A 15,741-nucleotide genomic window follows, 5' to 3' on the forward strand; every position below is an offset into this window, starting at 1 on the left:
GTCTGGGACAGACTTACCTACTTAAAAAAATCGGCTACAGACTTATCTGCTCAAACGAGTCTGGGACAGACTCGCCTACTCGGTTCGAGCCCACCAGAACAGCCTCGCGGCCTGATCTCCGCTGTACTCCATCCAAGCATTGGTGGCGTCTGCAACGCCAGGCAGATGCCAAGTGCAATGGACGCAGCATTCCTCGACGGGAATCGTGATTGTGTGAGCAACCATTGTGCATACGCGTCGCGGAATACGGACTTCTACCTGATACGGGACGCGAACAGGAACGCGTCGAAGGGCAGGGCGTTTGATCTTTCGCTTAACAGTCTTGAAGATCGTCTTCTTGAGCACCTTCGGGACCTTGACCCAATAGATTTCGGCTCGATTGACGGGCACGTTGCGAAATTTCTTTTTGTAAACAGTTCGTGTAAATGTCTCCTTGACGGTTTCGAAGTAAATTTCTGGCTTCAGTTCCGTCACGGTTCGAACGTCGGTTTTGTAAATCGTACGAGTCCGCTTTTCAGGCACCATGACACTGACGGTTTTAGTCTCGATGTAAGGAACCCGCTTCTCGACGTCAACATATTCGATCTTGGTTCGAATCTCCGGGACCTTCTCGATGAAAGTCTCATAGCGTGGCTTGGGGCTTTGAACCTTGACGATTTCATCCACTGTGCGGAACTCGGTCAGTTCGATTTCCTCTTCGTAAGGCACCATCACTTTGACTGGTTTCCGAACGACAAGGTTGACTTCCTTTTCACGCCATTCGATATCGCCCTCGACAACCCGGTGAACGATTTCCTGGCCAGCAATGTCGGGTCCACGTTCGGTAAACGTTTCTGGCAACAAGACCTCTTTCACCTGTGGGACTCGATAATCAGCCTGGAGTTCCTTCTGGCTGACATTGTTCGCGTACTCGGACACCTCAACCATTCGCTCACGCTTTTCCTCGCGGAACTTCTGGATTGCGATTTCGCGTCGACGCGGTTCCTGGCGAAACTTGCGAACCTTTACGGTTTTTGTCTCGATCGCCGGTTTTACATCGAGGACTTGCAGTGAGACCTCTCTTTGTTCGGTACGGTAGCGTGTTACAGGCTCCATCCTGTCGCGAACTTCAATCCTGTGCTCAAGGACCGGGTACTCATAAGTCACTTCCTGCTTGACGGTTTCATGGACCGTGTAGGGGATTCTTGAATTCACGATTTTTGGCTGCCAGACAGTTTTTCGGACCGTCCGCGTCTTCGGGCAGCATGTCGAACACCCGCAGCGATCAGCTTCGACTTCGTAAGTTGGGATCGTCTCAACCGTCGTGACCCACTTACCCATGTCCCGCTTGACGTTCTGGTATTTGGTCCGTGGGATCTGTTTGGGGATCGTCCGCTTGCCCTTTTTCATTACCTGAACAGGAACTTTGACTTTGTACTGTCGAGGAATGTTTTCGATGTAAGGAATTTTAACCGTGTACTGACGCGTCACCTGTCTTGGCGTTTGTCGGCGAGTCGTCCACGAAATCGCGACTTCCTCTTCATAGGGAATGCTCTCGGTGTAATTTTCGTACGCTTTCACGACATAAGGTACCGCGACGGTATACTCTTCCGGAACCCTTTTGGTGCTTTCGACCTGTTCGATCTTTGGTTCGCTGTAAGGCTCGACCTTAGTGTCGTAGTCAAGCACGTCGTTGAGTTCTTTTCGAGTCCCGGCAATGACGGTCGCTTTCGCTTGTCGGGACGTCTTTTCCGAATCCGTATAAACAACGTAAGGCTCTCTCACGATCCGTGTCTCAGTCACGTTCTCGTATTGCCATTCAACTCGCTCTCGCGGGATCTTTTTTGTGACCTTGAAAGGTTTTCGCTTCTTCAACTTCAACTCATCATCAACGTAATCCACTACCAGTCGCTTGCGTTCGCGTTCCACCTCGACGGTGTACTTCTTTTGTCGAATCTCCTTGTCGACGATCGTCTTGTATTTGGTTTCGGTGACTATTTTGTCCTGCGGAACCATCACCGTATACTCCTGCTCAACCGGATAGCGATACGTTTCTTCGCGTTCTACCGGAACCATCCGCTGGCGAGGTTTGCGAACCATCACCGTGTACGGTTCTTCGACAGGAACCTGATACTCTTCCTCGCGAAAGTCCTGGAACGTGCGAATGCGAGGTTCCGGCACCATTACGGTTTCCTGAATGATGCGAGGAACCTGATGGTCGACAACTTGCTCCCGAGTGTAGGCTTCCTCTTTGATCTCCGTTCGGTAGCGGGTTTCGAAAATCGAGCTCCAGACCGTGTGGTATTGCGGAACGAGAATCGTTTTCGTAAGGCATTTGGGTTGGCAGCAGATCGTGCAAGACTCGACTCCGCAAACGGAGCAACCGCCAGACGGAGCGACGTCCAGTGCTGCGACGGGAGTCAGGCTTCCAGGCAAAGGGCCAGCAACTGGATTCGCAAGCCCCATCGGCATCATCGGTGAGGCGACAGGAACCTTGCTGGACGGCGGCGTCAATTCCAGTGCACCAGGTTCAGAAGAAGTCCGGCTTGGGAGAATCCCTTCCGGCTGCGGCGGCGTTCGAGTCGGAAGCAATTCATAGCTCTGGCGTCGCACGGTTTGAGGACCCTCAACTTCATCAGATCCGTCGACTGCGTCAGATGATGCTGATGGTTCAGTGACGCCGGCTGTTTCGGGTAGCTGTCCAAACGGAGTTTGGTTGCCGTAGAGGATTGGTGGCAACGACGCGTCGTCACGATCCGGGAGCTGTCCGGCACCTTCTGCTGTAACATCGGTTGGGCGAGCTACCTTTTCCTGACCATGCATCTTTCCGAGATGCGCCGAAGCGAGTACCGTGAGCGCGCACACCGCCAGCGTGATGACTAAAACTCGATTTGAGAATGTTTTCATCGAATCCGCTGGATACAAACAAAGTCGCCAAACAATTGTGGCAGGTACGTATTTCGCCCGCAAAATAACAACCTTCCAAGCTAATCGCCCGAAACGATTAGAGCAACAAATTTGCGGCAAATTGAGCCTCGAAACACCCCTTTTCCAGTTGTAAGGTCTGTTCGGTATACTCAGGCATCGAAATCCTCCCCCACAGGCAAATTTGTGACCGATCCTCCTCCGGGTTCCAGCTTCAACACGACATGTTGGCACGTCGTAACGTCGTCCCAAGACCAGGATTCCGCGATCCGTCGTCAGTCGCTGAGCGAACTTTACCAAGCCTATTGGTATCCGCTGTTCGCTTACTTGCGTCGCAAAGGCCACTCGCAAGAGGTGGCATCGGACTACGTTCAGGGCTTCTTTCTTGAGCTGATCGACAAAGACTTTCTCGCCGCCGTCAGCCCGGAGAAGGGACGGTTTCGCTGGTTCATGATGAGCGCAATCGGACGATATGTGGGCAAGCAAAACGAGAAACAGAACGCTCAGAAGCGTGGTGGCGGCAAGGCGACGTTCTCGTTAGACGTCGAAAAAGCCGAGCAGCGATACCAGCAGGAACCGATCGAAGATTGGACTCCGGAGAAACTTTTTGAGCGTCGCTGGGCGTTGGAAGTGCTCTCCAAAGCATTGGAAATGTTGAGATCCGATCATGAAAGCCGCGGCAAACTGGAGCTTTATCGCGAACTCCAGGCAACGCTGGCCGGTGAAACGTTGACTGGTGAAGCCTGCGACGAAATCGGAGCCCGGCTCGAAATGTCACCGGTCGCGGTCAAAGTTTCTGCTCACCGGCTGAAGGAAAAGTACCGTAAAGCGTTGGTAGATGTCGTTTCGCAAACTTTGACCAGTCACGAAAGCGTCGATGACGAACTGGACAAGCTGTTCGATGCGTTGGCGGGCTGAGAAATGCGTTGATGTGGCAAGATCTGTTTAGCCACAAAGCAAAGTCGCTCCGAGGCTGCAGCGTTGCGATTGAGGCGGCAATAGTACTTCCTTGCGAAAACACGATCAAAAAAAATTGCAGAATTCGCTCCAACGATGTAACTGACGGAGAAATTTCCGTATTTCCACGGTAGAACGAACATTCTGCCAACTATCGGAACTGAACATGCCTCGAATTTGCTCTCAATGTAGCTCGCCCGTAACGGAAGAACTTCCCGGCGGATTGTGCCCTTCCTGTTTGCTCAAAATCGCCCGAAAGCCACGAAGCGAAGCCGCAACGATGGCCAGCGCGGCTCAAATTCCGGGGATGCAAACTGCTCCAGGTGTCGAAGAGCTTTCGCGTCAGTTTCCGGAACTGGAGATTATCGAGCTGGTCGGACAAGGAGGAATGGGCGCGGTTTACAAAGCGAAACAGCGGAATCTCGATCGCCTCGTCGCGTTGAAGATTTTTCTCTATCGAGCCAACGATCCCGAATTCGCGGAACGTTTCAAACGCGAAGCCCGAGCCTTGGGAAGGCTCAGCCATCCGAACATCGTCGCCGTGCACAACTTCGGCATCCGCGAATCAATGCACTTTCTGGTGATGGAGTTCGTCGATGGATTGAACCTGCGGCAGATCACCGAAGAAGCGAGGCTTGATCCGCTGCATGCGATGCAGCTGGTTCCCGAACTTTGTGACGCATTGCAGTATGCTCATTCCGAAGGCGTGATCCATCGCGACATCAAACCGGAGAATATTTTGCTCGATACTCGCGGTCGCATCAAAATCGCTGACTTTGGTTTGGCGAAAATTGCGGGGCCCGGTGACGCAGGGTTGACACATACTCAACAGGTGATGGGCACGTGGAATTACATGGCTCCAGAGCAAAAAGAGCGTCCGACGGAAGTCGATCATCGCGCTGACATTTACTCGTTGGGTGTCGTGATCTACGAGATGCTAACCGGTGAATTGCCGTTGGGCAGGTTCCAGGTTCCATCCGCGAAAGCGTCGATCGACACAAGGTTGGACGAAGTCGTGATGCGTGCCCTGGAAAAGGAACCTGAGCGTCGCTATCAGCACGCCAGCGAATTCAAGTATGGTTTCGCTTCGTATGCAGATGCGGCCCCAATCCCCTTTGCTTCAGCGGCACCAGTTTCTGCTGCACAACCAGAAGGGGCGATGGCTGCGGTTGCTGCAATACCAGCTCCGCCGGTCAAAGCCACGGAACATCACGTCCCTAGCGATCACATCGCCGACGGCATGCGGCTGCATGTCTGTGTGATGAGCGGTAGAGAGAAAAAAGGTCGTTGGAAAGTTGGCGATCCGAACATCGCGTTGACGCTGATGGGAGGTTCGTGCCTCGATCTTACCGAAGTTTTGGCTCGAGAGGTCAGCATCGTTTCTTTTGTGGTCATGGGCGGAATCGATATCGTCGTGCCTCACGGGGCAATCGTTGACGTTGACGGCTTGATCCTGATGGGAGCCACCACGGACAAAGTCAAATACTCGACTGAACCGGTCGCCAATCCGATGCGAGTTCGAGTCCGGTCGTTCGGATTGATGGGTGGCTGTGAGGTGCGGACGACCCGGAAGAGGCCACCAAGTGCTGCCATTGCTTCGCCTCCACGAAAGCAGGGTCCACGTCCGTTCCGCGCTGTCGCACATGGAGCAGTTTTTCTCGCTCAAGCGATCGCCATGCTCGTCACCCTGGCCGTTCCTATCATGTTCATGTTGGGTGCATTTAACATCATCTCGGACGATGAAGAAGCAAACATGATCGGCGTCGTTACCGCGATTGCCTGCGGCATGTTCTGGGCGCTGGCAGCTCAGGTGCGAGCCATGGTTCAGCTGCCGAAACCGGATGCGTCCCCGGACGATATCGCCGAAATGGAAAGGCGTACGGTGATCGGTTCGGCAATCCGAATGCTTGCCGTTGTGACGATTTTCGCCTGCCCGATCCTGTTCGTGATCAACAGGTATGAACACCACGACGACGAGCTAAAATTTGCGGCCATCGTTTGTGCCATACTGGGCGTCGCACTGTTCATGATTGCGAGCAAGGCGGACGAGTTCTTCAATGAACACTTCAACCGGCAGCAGCATTGAGCTGCCACCGGAATTCTTGACGACGATCGATTGCGATGCCTATCGATCGTAGCGGCTGTCGAGGCAATCGCGATTCAGCGTAATCGCCAGCGTGTGCAGTCGAACGTAAGCCTCGGACATGTAGAGGTAACCCTTGTGCGGGCCAATCTTTCCCCACGAGTTCTTGATCACGTAGTACTTGTTGCCCATCTGATCGGTGGCTCGTCCAACCAGATGCATCAAGTGATCATCTGTCGTAGAGTAGGAAAGCAGACGCTCCTGGCGGAGTTCCTGGGTGACATTCATTTGCTCTACCGGACCGTTGAGCCCTTTGCCTGCTCCATCGGCAGGAAGCACCGCCACGCCGCGGTTTGCGGAGAAGCCTTTTTCGCTGACGTCGCCATCCCACATCACGCTGTAGCCGGCATCGATCGCGGTGTCGATGATCTCGACCATGTCGTCAACAGGGACGTTCATGAACGATCCATTGGAAAAGTTGTCCGGGATTTCAAGAACAAACGGCTCGTAGAACGGATGGTGCGAATACGATGTGAACGCAACGTAATCTTTGGCGTTGAATTCGATCGAATCCGCGAAATCCTGCGGCGTCCAGGATGCGTTCCGGTACTGGAAGACTTCTGGAGAGTCACCAAGGTAGACGCTGAGGACTTTGTCAAAAGCGGTGCTCCATCGCGGGCTGAGCTTCTTCTGCTTGACAACCGCTTCGAGCATCGATTTGAGGATCGATTCCATTTCGTCGTGATTGTGAGCTGTCTCGCCGACAGTCTTTCCGGTGAAAGTTTCTTCCGGAACAATGCCGTACTTTTCAATCGCATTGATGTAATCGTGCGCCAACGCGCCCTGGCTGAAGTTGGCTTTGCCATGTCGCAAAACGTAATTCAATGCCTTGTCGCGGTAGATGTTTTTCACCACGAACATCTCGGAAAGGTCATGCGTTCCTTCGCTGCGTCGCATCAGCTCGGACTCCAGAAACGAAGTGCCCGCGTAACACCAGCAAGTTCCCGTCCGATCCTGGCTGCGAACTGGAGAGCACGAAACTTCGTTTTCAATCGTGAACTCATAGCCACCGCTTTTGACCGTTCTGTCGCTGGGGCTCTGCTGGGATTTGGCCTCCCGGTCCTTCGTGTCGGCGTTCTCAAACGTTTCGTTGTTCGCGTCGGTGACTTGAGCCAGCGCGGTTTGTGACACCATTCCCAACAGGGTGACGGCGAAAAGAGAAGCAACGATTGATCGACAGAATATTTTCATGACTGTTTCCATTGATAATGAGACCTCCCCAATATAGCTCAGGAATAGGCCGCCATCATGCCAGATTTTCCGCCACGAATTGACGCAGCCACGAAAAAAGCCGCGTTCCCTGGTCCGGAACGCGGCTTTGACGTACGGGAGATCGAAATCGACCCGAATGCGGAATCCTCTTCTTTTGACGCAGCTGTTACCAGCCGAATCGCATACCGAAAGTAATGGCATGCATGAATAGCGTGTTGGCAGTTTCGACTTCGCCAGTTTCGGCAGACAGGAATGAAGGCGGTGCCAAAGCAACTCCGTCAATCCATGTCGCTTCGTAACCTGCGAACAGAGAGCAGCTAGGAGCGAAATCCAGATAGACCTTCCCGCCGACTTCCGCCAGTAACGATCCTGTGGACTTGGTTGATTCTGTGCGGAACAGTTCCGTAGGAGGAACTCCAACGACACCCGCCTGATTCGACGTGCGAACTTTGGTCGGGTTGAAGTATCCACCAGCCCGGATAAATCCGGCGGCCCGGAAGTATTGAGTGAGCTGTTTGTCGTGACGAAGTCCAGCCTGGAGTCCGATCAGATTGTTGATTGCTTCGATCGACTGACGGCGTTCTGTGTCGAACGGATTGGCAGTCCCGATCAGATCAGCGTCTGCTCCAGCGACATACGAAATCTTGTCGTTGAAAGAAACGTACCTGGGGCCACCGAAGAGGGTCGTGCCCTGAGCCAGTGGTCGTTTGGCATTAAGTTCGAAGCTGAAAATGCGGGCGTCGTAGTTGTACTCGACAAAGTCCGCGATCTCACCAGGGAACAAAGGTGACTCGATGTTGCCCTGGTCAATGTTGGACTTGGCGTCCCACGTACCGGTGAACATTCGAAATTCCATTGCGCGTCCATACTTCGTCGCGAAGTTGTAGGACACCTCAACACCAGCGGCTGAAGAAGCCGACGTGGCATCGTTCGCCGAGAACAGCGTTTCCGCAGTCGTGGCGTCTTGAAGAATCGACAATTGAAGATCGGTACCGGGTCGATTGTATGCTCGACCTCCGATCTCGATGTAGTTCTTCTCGCCGATCTGGGTATACTCGGGCCATTGAGCGTTCGCATCGGAAACGATGCACATCACCAAAGTAATGGCAGCCAAGGTTGTGTGTTTTAGAAGCTTCTGCACAGGAGTTCCTCCAGACCTTTCGCAGGCGCATGATATGTCTGCCTGTAGCATCGACCCGTACCAGCGGAGCAATAAGCACAATACGTAATGGCGGCAGACTTTCGCACATCTTTGTTGTCTGTGTAGGTTCGCCAGTTTGTTGTTGCTGCCCAGCTTGCTGTTGCCGCTATCTGTTTTCAGAGGATTCAGGCTATGGAAGAAAAACTCGACGTCATCGTGATCGCACCCCATCCTGACGACGCGGAACTGGGCATGGGGGGCGCGATATTGAAAATGCTTGGCCGTGGTTTGAAAGTCGGGATCCTCGATCTGACTTCCGGAGAGCCGACTCCGTTTGGTTCGCCAGAGATTCGCAAAGCCGAAACTGAAGCTGCCAGCAAAGTTCTGGGCGTGACGTGGCGTAGAAACCTTGGTTTGCCCAACCGCAGTCTTGAAGCGACTTTGGAGGCGAGAAAGAAGCTTGCTATCGTGTTTCGGGAAACGCATCCCGATTGGATTTTTGCTCCCTACTGGGTGGACGCTCATCCCGATCACGTTGCGGCAACGCAGTTGGTCGAGCAGGCCCGGTTCTGGTCCAAGCTTTCAAAAACAGATATGCCTGGCGAGCGGTTTCATCCAAAGCGTATTTTCAACTACTACTGCGTTCACTTGAAGATGCACGCCCAACCGGCTTTTGTGCTCGACATCAGCGATCAGTGGGAAGCCAAACGGCAATCGATCGAGTGCTATCACAGCCAGTTTGTTCAAGGACGCGAGGACTTGGATCCACCGTTCATTAAACAGCTTGAATACGAAGCCGCATATTGGGGCAAATCGATCGGCGTGAAATATGGCGAGCCGTTCACAAGCCGTGAACCCATCGGATTGTCAGGTCTTGGCGGGCTGGTTTGACGCGTTGCTGAAGCTCGTTCAAAGCGGCGGCGCAAGCATTCAAATACAGGCTCGAACCCTTCCGCCGCATGGAAAATTCGCCGCATGGAAAATTCGCTCGTGTGGCAAACTCGCGGGACGCATTTGCTTAGCTAGGCTCGTTCAAAACCACGCCTTTGATCACGCCGTCGATTACCAGCATGTCTTTGACGAAGCCCTGAAATTCGGCCGTGAACATTACGTTTTGCCGCACGCGACCGCGTTTTAACATCAGAATCAGACGATCGCCAGGCACGACGGGCCCGCGGAATTTGATGCTATCAAGCCCACCAAGTCCAACGGTTCCGGTTTCGGCAAGTTTGGCTTTTTTGGCGTAATAGGCGCTTAGCTGAGCCGCGGCTTCACACATCAGCACTCCGGGCATCAGCGGGCGACCGGGAAAGTGGCCTCGCACCCAGAAGTCTTCTTCGGTGATATCGGCAAAGCCTACGGCGTACTCATCAGTGAGCATGCAGATTCCATCGAGCAACATCATTTCGTGGCGATGCGGATTGACCTCCATGATGCCTTCGCGGTCGATGATTACTTTATCGAGGTCAAATTTGGAGGGGTCAACAAGTGAAGATTTCAAGGCTGGTCACCTTTAAGAGTCATAAAATCGAACATGAACTTTAACGAGATCGTCGCCAATTTTCAATCGCCGCAAATCAGGCAGCTCAGGGGCTTTGTGCAGACTTGGGTGTTTCTGGTGGCACGGCCGCATTTGGGCGATAAGAAAACTGGGAGACAGTTAACTCAATGATCGGCTGAGAGGCCAATTGAGGTTATCGCAAGATTTGAATTCATCTAGTATCCGCCGCCTGAATTTATGAGCAAGAGAGCAAAATGAGCCGCAAATCGCCAAGTGTAATTTTCTCGTTCGCAACGATCACAGCTTTGCTGGTGAGCGGGACATTTGTTGGGTGTGCCAAAGACGCGGCTCAAAGTCCGTTCAGCCCGCCTGATCGATCGCCTTACAAAGACGCGTTTTCGGACACCTCTGAATCGTCCGTTCGACAGGCTACTTTCGAGTCCAACGTCGCAGATCCAAAATGGCATCAATCGTTAACTGCGGCGATCGCGGAAGCCCAACAGAGCGACAAATTGATCCTTGCCGACTTCACAGGCAGCGACTGGTGTCACTGGTGCGTGAAACTGAAGCAGGATGTGTTTGAGACTTCTGCGTTCAAATCATGGGCCAGCGACAACGTCGTGTTGTTGGAACTGGACTATCCCAAAGGTTCGCAACTGCCGCCCGAAATTCATCAGCAGAATCAGATGCTAAAGTCACGCTACGGAATTTCCAGCTATCCAACCGTCCTGTTGCTGGACGTTGAGGGTAACGTGCGGGCAAAGATGGGATATGAAAAAGGCAAGTCGGCCTCGCAATGGGTTCAGATCGCCGAGTCGAAGCTACAGGACGGAGCGATGAAAACGCGTGCGATCGCAACAAGTCCGGACGCGCCGACGTTTCGGTAGCGAAGTGAAATGTCACATCGACAGGTACAAGCACGAGTCGCCAGCGAGTGAGTCCAAACGCAAGAGCTTACTTTCTGTCGCTGCCTACGATTTCCGGTTACTTCGCGGTAGACCAGCACTTCCCGTGACATCTTAAGCCGGCGCCACCAACGGACCGAAGGCATCGCTCCCGCGTTTCCGATCAACAGGTTGTCGAACCGGTTGCCGAAGATTGAGCCATCTAAATCGCCGCCGACAGCGTTTTCAATTTCGGCGTCAAACGTGATGACGAACGTTTGCCTCTGATCGCCGTCTCCACTCCCGGTGAAGTTGGACTTCGACGGGTCGAGATTAATCGTGCGCTCAACTGCGACTGACTCGCACTGATCCAGTCATTTCCACCGACGTCAGAAATAGCTTCAAACGTTTCCTGCTCTTGCCGGTGGAAATGTCGATCGTCTGCTGAATTGCCGGCTTTGATTTCGAATCTTCTGTCGGCTGGCGGGTAGCTGTTGATCGTCGTGTCAAACACGCGTCGCTGATCAGATCCGCGGGAAGCGGAGTGCTTGGAAACGGAAGATCTTCCCATTTGCCTCCTGTCCGCAAGCCCATCACCGATTCGGTGCGAGGCGTGTCGTCGAGGTCTTTCATCTCGATCAGTTTGCCGACGCCTCGGACCATTTCGAAATAGCCCTGGTTGCCCGGTGACAAGTCAGTGAAAAGATCCGAGCCATTGTCCATCACAAAGTCGACCAGCTTTTGCGAAGGATCGCGCGTCGGCCAATTGTTTGGCAACACCATCACGGCATCTGCCTCCTTTTTCATACATCCTTAAAATTGGATTGGCCAGAGTTCCTGCACTTGAATCGGCGCCGTGAAGCGTAAGCGTCTGCGTTAATCCGGAAGCGAACTGAAAGCGCATGAGGTCGATGTCACCCGGAGTTTCGATGTTGCCACCGATTAAGGAGCACCGATCGACGTAGGGAACCGGAGATTCAGAGCGGCTGAAGAGCTGGTGTCGTCGTCCACAGGAGTCAAGACGCTGATTTCATATTCAGTCACCGAAAACGCAGCAGCTTCGACAAAAACATGGCCCTGTTCTGAGGCGACGAATCTTCTTGAACTCGCAAACAAATTCTACAGCAAGTCGCCTTGCTGATCGTAGATGCCAGTTGCAAATCGATAGTCCGCGGTTTGAATTTGATAGACCTGATACGGTTCGACATCAAAACGAAACCAGTCCTTGTCATCTGCGGTCTCGAAATTCGCTGAAAGTGGGTCTCCATTGACGGTGATCAAACAACTCGTCGAGATGTCGTTCGGGAAGTCGTCGTTCATGATGGGGCATCGAAGCTGGAGAAGTTTGGCAAAGCGTGCTGTTACAATTTCGCCATCGCATAGCGTTAAACTTTTGCGATTGTAACAAGCCGTCTGGAAGAGTTTTGCACGAACAGTTGCCTGACTTTCCCAACCTTCCGCTCCACTGGAAGTTCGAACTGCAAGGTGCAAGCATGACCCTGGCAGAACAAGCAGGAAAGCAATAACGTGTCGCGAGGCCGAGTTTTCGAAGTGCTGCTAATTGCTTTTGACAGATCGTAGGACTAGGATTTGAACGGCTTGGCCACTTCCACCCCACGCTTAATCCCTCCTGTTCGCAACGAAGGAAGTGCTATGAGTTTTCTCAACGAACTCCAGTCTGGATTTTTGCGCAAAGCAATCTGTTTGCTGGCCTTGCAACTCTCGCTGTACGGAACGTTTGGCCCCGACTACGCAGTCGCGCAAAACGCAACAACTGCCGGAACGGCGACGGCCCCATTTCCGACGATCGAGAACCTGTCGATCGATTGGCCGATTGCCGGCGACGATAACAACAACGGATCGGTCGCGGTGCGGTATCGACAAAGCGGACAGACCGACTGGACTGACAGTGCTCCACTTCGGCGAGTTCCGGCGGGTTCCAACGCAGGCTTCAGTTGGGCGAATAAACACTCGGGCAGTATCACCAGGGTTGCCGCGGGAACCAGTTATGAAATTGAACTTGCATTGACTGATCCGGATGGCGGAAGTGCGACGCAAACCATTTCAGCATCGACACGAACGTGGCCTGGCAGTTCCGATCAAGCCACTGAAGTCGTCACGCCGGCAACAATTGCAGCAGCACTCGCGAACGTTTCCCCGGGTGATGTTCTGGTTTTGGCCGACGGCAACTATTCGGGGATCAATGTCTTCGCCAATGGTACGTTGGCCGAACCTATCGTGGTCCGCGCTCAAAACTTTGGCGGCGCAGTCGTAAACGGTGACATTCGATTTGACGGTTTTGGATTTATTCACATCGTTGGGCTGACTGTCGAAGGGCAAATCAAGTTCAACGGATCCAACGATATTGTGATTCGCGACTGTTTGATCATCACCGACCGCGATGGGATCGTCTCGTTTGGCGCGGGCGTTAGCGATTCGCTGATCAAGGACAATACGGTCATTGGGCCAACGCAATGGAACGAACCTGCACTCGGAAATAGCGGCAACAACCTCGGGGAAGGCATCGTGCTGACGGGACCAGGGAACGTGATCGCGTTCAATCGGGTTGAAGGATTCCGCGACGGCATTTCTCTGTTGGAAGACAGTGACGCTGTGAATCAGCAATCGATCGATATCTACGGCAATGACATCTACCGGTGTGGCGATGACGGGATTGAAGCCGACTTTGGGATGGGGAACGTTCGCGTGCACCACAATCGTGTCACCGATTGCTTTATCGCGCTTAGTTCTCAACCGTCGCTTGGCGGACCGACGTATTTCTATCGCAACGTGGTCTACAACGCAGTCTATCAGGCTTTCAAACCCCAGCGATCTAGCGACGGTAACCTTTGGTATCACAACACGATTGTAAAACCGGGCGATGCTTTCAATGTGATCACCAGCAATGGTTTTTCGAGGTCTGTTTCTCGCAACAACATTTTCATCGGTGGGCCCGCAGGAACTTTCAACGGATTCAGCAACGGAGCCGGGCGCGTGCTGTACCTTCCGTCTGCCGATGCGACGTGTGACTTTAACTACGACGGTTTTGGGTCCAGCGGAACCGGATCGTTCGTGGGAAGAATCGGAGCAACCAACTTCGACGGGCTGGCACAAATGCAGGCGTTGACAACCGAAACAGACGCGGTCGAGTTGGACTTGAGCGTCTTCGAAGACTCGGTGTCGGTTCCGGCAATTCCTGTGGAAGAACATAGTCCGCCAAGTTTCGAGCTCGCTGCACAAAGTTCAGCCATCGATGTCGGCGTCGCGCTAACCGGCTTTAACGATCGGTTTACCGGAACCGCGCCTGACTTGGGCGCCTACGAGTTCGGCAAGCCGATTCCGGTTTACGGCCCTGGGGGAAATCTGGGTGTTGAGGATGAAGTCGTGAACCGTTTTGTGTTTTACAACGAAAGCAGGTTTGACGGCGACGATGCCAGCGCCAACGCGGCAGACTTCGATGCCGCCGCGTCAGACAAGCAGGCTTTGCTGCCCGGCCAAACCGCGACGTTTGCGAACTACACTTCGTATGTCAAAGGAATCAACGGTGTCATCTTTGAGATTCCGGCAACGTCAGATGTCTCCAGGAGTGATTTTGAATTTCGCATTGGAAACGACAACAATGTCGCCAAATGGGAATCAGCTCCGGAGCCGACCAGCGTGACGTTTACGGCTAGAATGGGCGGCGCGCCGAACCGCGTGACTGTGGTGTGGCCAAATGGAGCGATCGTCAACACGTGGCTGGAAATCAAAATTCTTGCCAACGCAAACACCGGCCTCTCGGTTGAGGACGTGAGCTACTTTGGCAACTTGATCGGCGAAACCGGAGACTCGCCTACGGCAGCGCGGACTAACGCGACCGACATCGGGCGACTGCGGAACAACCTGAGCGGATTCTTCACCGTCGGAGTCGAAAACGCATTCGATATCGATCGGAGTGGCCGCGTGAACGCAAACGATATTGGAATCGCTCGTAACAATCTTTCTGGTTTCAGTTCGCTGTCTTTGATCACGCCGTAAGCAGAGCGATTTGGCGAGCCGACAACTATGGCTTCTGGTTTTTCTTGTAGAACTTGCTCAGATCGATTCCCTGGTTACGCTGCTCGTCCTCAAGAAACTTGACGCGCACTTCCAATCGCTCAACCATCCTCTTTAGTTTCGGGATCAATTCGTCCGCCGGGTCGACTTTCTGAGGCAACGGCACCGGCGGATAGCCAAGCTGACGTTGCAGCGCCAAAAACAGATAGTGTGTTTCCTTGGTGCGGTTGGCCAGCGCGATGCGGCCTTCTTTTTCGCCAAACAGAATTGGGTCAGGCGTTTCGTCGTCTTCCCGTTTGCGTTGCAAATAATACTCGCTGTGGATGTAGACAAGATCGGCCATGTCGACCATGCCAAGCTTGTGCCGTACGCCCAGAATCCAGCGCTGCCACGTGTCGTCGTAGATCGGATCGACCGCGATCGCCTGCAGCCCGTAGTCGTAATCCAGGCTGTGGCGGCAGAGCGATTCAAATTGATGGAAGAACATCGTTGGTCGATCGGCATGTTCGCTGCGAAGTTTTGCATCGTGATATAACAGATGCAACGCCGACCTCATTTGAAGCTGGGCGTGATCGTCTTCCGCGGTCCCGATCAGAAACGATTGGTAGGGCGTGAAGTAGTGAGCAATCCGCTTCATCGCGGTCGCCATCGTGCCCAATTGCTTGACTTCCGCCAACAAAAAATCGATCGCCATCGGTAGCTTGGTCGTTGCCAGGATTTCTTCTCGAAGATAGCCCAGCAATTCCTGGATGGGCTCGTCGGCCGACATCCGCTCCATCAACGCTTTAAACAGATACGCCTGCTCGACGTACTCTTCGGGTGAAAGAACTTTGCTGATTGACATTGGCGAAGAAAGTTGGGGCAGGGGACGTCGAATGATAACACAAATTTTGATCGATTCGTTCCGACGGAGTTCTTGATCGCCTTCTTTCCAACGACGACGTTATGAACGATAATGTTTGAC

12 protein-coding genes are annotated in these 15,741 nt (G+C 53.3%); 5 read left to right on the plus strand and 7 right to left on the minus strand.

Annotation, left to right across the window (positions count from 1 at the left end; genetic code table 11):
• Positions 1 to 75: 75 nt before the first annotated feature.
• A complete protein-coding gene (locus MFFC18_RS11545; protein WP_075086399.1) occupies positions 76 to 2,886 on the minus strand; it encodes a hypothetical protein in 2,811 nt (936 codons plus the stop codon).
• A 204-nt stretch (positions 2,887 to 3,090) separates the two neighbouring features.
• On the opposite strand from MFFC18_RS11545, the gene MFFC18_RS11550 reads away from it, so the two are divergent.
• Both MFFC18_RS11550 and MFFC18_RS11555 read left to right on the plus strand, forming a co-directional pair.
• Positions 3,091 to 3,822: an RNA polymerase sigma factor gene (locus MFFC18_RS11550; protein WP_075086398.1), complete on the plus strand. Its 732-nt coding sequence runs from the start codon at positions 3,091 to 3,093 to the stop codon at positions 3,820 to 3,822.
• A gap of 205 nt (positions 3,823 to 4,027) precedes the next feature.
• Positions 4,028 to 5,947 (plus strand): serine/threonine-protein kinase, encoded by a 1,920-nt coding sequence (locus tag MFFC18_RS11555; protein ID WP_084417423.1) that lies wholly within the window; start codon positions 4,028 to 4,030, stop codon positions 5,945 to 5,947.
• A gap of 39 nt (positions 5,948 to 5,986) precedes the next feature.
• On the opposite strand, the gene MFFC18_RS11560 is transcribed toward MFFC18_RS11555, so the two are convergent.
• Together MFFC18_RS11560 and MFFC18_RS11565 are read right to left on the minus strand one after the other, a co-directional pair.
• On the minus strand, positions 5,987 to 7,195 hold the full coding sequence (locus tag MFFC18_RS11560) for a C1 family peptidase (RefSeq protein ID WP_157665259.1): 1,209 nt from the start codon (positions 7,193 to 7,195) through the stop codon (positions 5,987 to 5,989).
• Positions 7,196 to 7,382: 187 nt separating this feature from the next.
• Positions 7,383 to 8,357 carry a hypothetical protein gene (locus tag MFFC18_RS11565; RefSeq protein WP_148618824.1) on the minus strand — a complete coding sequence of 325 codons (975 nt, stop codon included), beginning with the start codon at positions 8,355 to 8,357 and terminating at the stop codon, positions 7,383 to 7,385.
• A gap of 192 nt (positions 8,358 to 8,549) precedes the next feature.
• Here MFFC18_RS11565 and bshB1 point away from each other — a divergent pair, with 192 nt between their 5' ends.
• Positions 8,550 to 9,248, plus strand: a complete 699-nt coding sequence (gene bshB1, locus MFFC18_RS11570; protein WP_075086395.1) for a bacillithiol biosynthesis deacetylase BshB1 — start codon at positions 8,550 to 8,552, stop codon at positions 9,246 to 9,248.
• Positions 9,249 to 9,375: 127 nt separating this feature from the next.
• Here bshB1 and MFFC18_RS11575 read toward each other — a convergent pair whose 3' ends face one another.
• On the minus strand, positions 9,376 to 9,858 hold the full coding sequence (locus MFFC18_RS11575) for a 3-hydroxyacyl-ACP dehydratase FabZ family protein (protein ID WP_075086394.1): 483 nt from the start codon (positions 9,856 to 9,858) through the stop codon (positions 9,376 to 9,378).
• A 254-nt stretch (positions 9,859 to 10,112) separates the two neighbouring features.
• Here MFFC18_RS11575 and MFFC18_RS11580 point away from each other — a divergent pair, with 254 nt between their 5' ends.
• On the plus strand, positions 10,113 to 10,745 hold the full coding sequence (locus MFFC18_RS11580; protein WP_075086393.1) for a thioredoxin family protein: 633 nt from the start codon (positions 10,113 to 10,115) through the stop codon (positions 10,743 to 10,745).
• Between the two features lie 342 nt (positions 10,746 to 11,087).
• Here MFFC18_RS11580 and MFFC18_RS11585 read toward each other — a convergent pair whose 3' ends face one another.
• Both MFFC18_RS11585 and MFFC18_RS11590 read right to left on the minus strand, forming a co-directional pair.
• A complete protein-coding gene (locus MFFC18_RS11585; RefSeq protein WP_075086392.1) occupies positions 11,088 to 11,549 on the minus strand; it encodes a hypothetical protein in 462 nt (153 codons plus the stop codon).
• A gap of 312 nt (positions 11,550 to 11,861) precedes the next feature.
• The gene (locus tag MFFC18_RS11590) at positions 11,862 to 12,062 is read right to left on the minus strand and encodes a hypothetical protein (RefSeq protein ID WP_148618825.1); all 201 of its coding nucleotides are present in this window, start codon (positions 12,060 to 12,062) and stop codon (positions 11,862 to 11,864) included.
• Positions 12,063 to 12,395: 333 nt separating this feature from the next.
• Here MFFC18_RS11590 and MFFC18_RS11595 point away from each other — a divergent pair, with 333 nt between their 5' ends.
• The gene (locus MFFC18_RS11595; RefSeq protein WP_075086390.1) at positions 12,396 to 14,759 is read left to right on the plus strand and encodes a right-handed parallel beta-helix repeat-containing protein; all 2,364 of its coding nucleotides are present in this window, start codon (positions 12,396 to 12,398) and stop codon (positions 14,757 to 14,759) included.
• A 25-nt stretch (positions 14,760 to 14,784) separates the two neighbouring features.
• Here the strand turns inward: MFFC18_RS11595 and MFFC18_RS11600 are convergent, their stop codons facing one another.
• Entirely contained in the window at positions 14,785 to 15,621 is an 837-nt protein-coding gene (locus MFFC18_RS11600; protein ID WP_075086389.1) for a hypothetical protein, read from the minus strand.
• Between the last annotated feature and the right edge of the window lie 120 nt (positions 15,622 to 15,741).

This window comes from Mariniblastus fucicola (genome assembly GCF_008087665.1).
Lineage (GTDB): Bacteria > Planctomycetota > Planctomycetia > Pirellulales > Pirellulaceae > Mariniblastus > Mariniblastus fucicola.

Bases quoted from the DNA above. Each gene is read 5' to 3' on its own strand.
- MFFC18_RS11590 (WP_148618825.1), bottom strand. From the start codon at position 12,062: ATGAACGACGACTTCCCGAACGACATCTCGACGAGTTGTTTGATCACC.
- bshB1 (WP_075086395.1), top strand. From the start codon at position 8,550: ATGGAAGAAAAACTCGACGTCATCGTGATCGCACCCCATCCTGACGAC.
- MFFC18_RS11545 (WP_075086399.1), bottom strand. From the start codon at position 2,886: ATGAAAACATTCTCAAATCGAGTTTTAGTCATCACGCTGGCGGTGTGC.
- MFFC18_RS11600 (WP_075086389.1), bottom strand. From the start codon at position 15,621: ATGTCAATCAGCAAAGTTCTTTCACCCGAAGAGTACGTCGAGCAGGCG.
- MFFC18_RS11585 (WP_075086392.1), bottom strand. From the start codon at position 11,549: ATGAAAAAGGAGGCAGATGCCGTGATGGTGTTGCCAAACAATTGGCCG.
- MFFC18_RS11595 (WP_075086390.1), top strand. From the start codon at position 12,396: ATGAGTTTTCTCAACGAACTCCAGTCTGGATTTTTGCGCAAAGCAATC.
- MFFC18_RS11555 (WP_084417423.1), top strand. From the start codon at position 4,028: ATGCCTCGAATTTGCTCTCAATGTAGCTCGCCCGTAACGGAAGAACTT.
- MFFC18_RS11580 (WP_075086393.1), top strand. From the start codon at position 10,113: ATGAGCCGCAAATCGCCAAGTGTAATTTTCTCGTTCGCAACGATCACA.
- MFFC18_RS11560 (WP_157665259.1), bottom strand. From the start codon at position 7,195: ATGAAAATATTCTGTCGATCAATCGTTGCTTCTCTTTTCGCCGTCACC.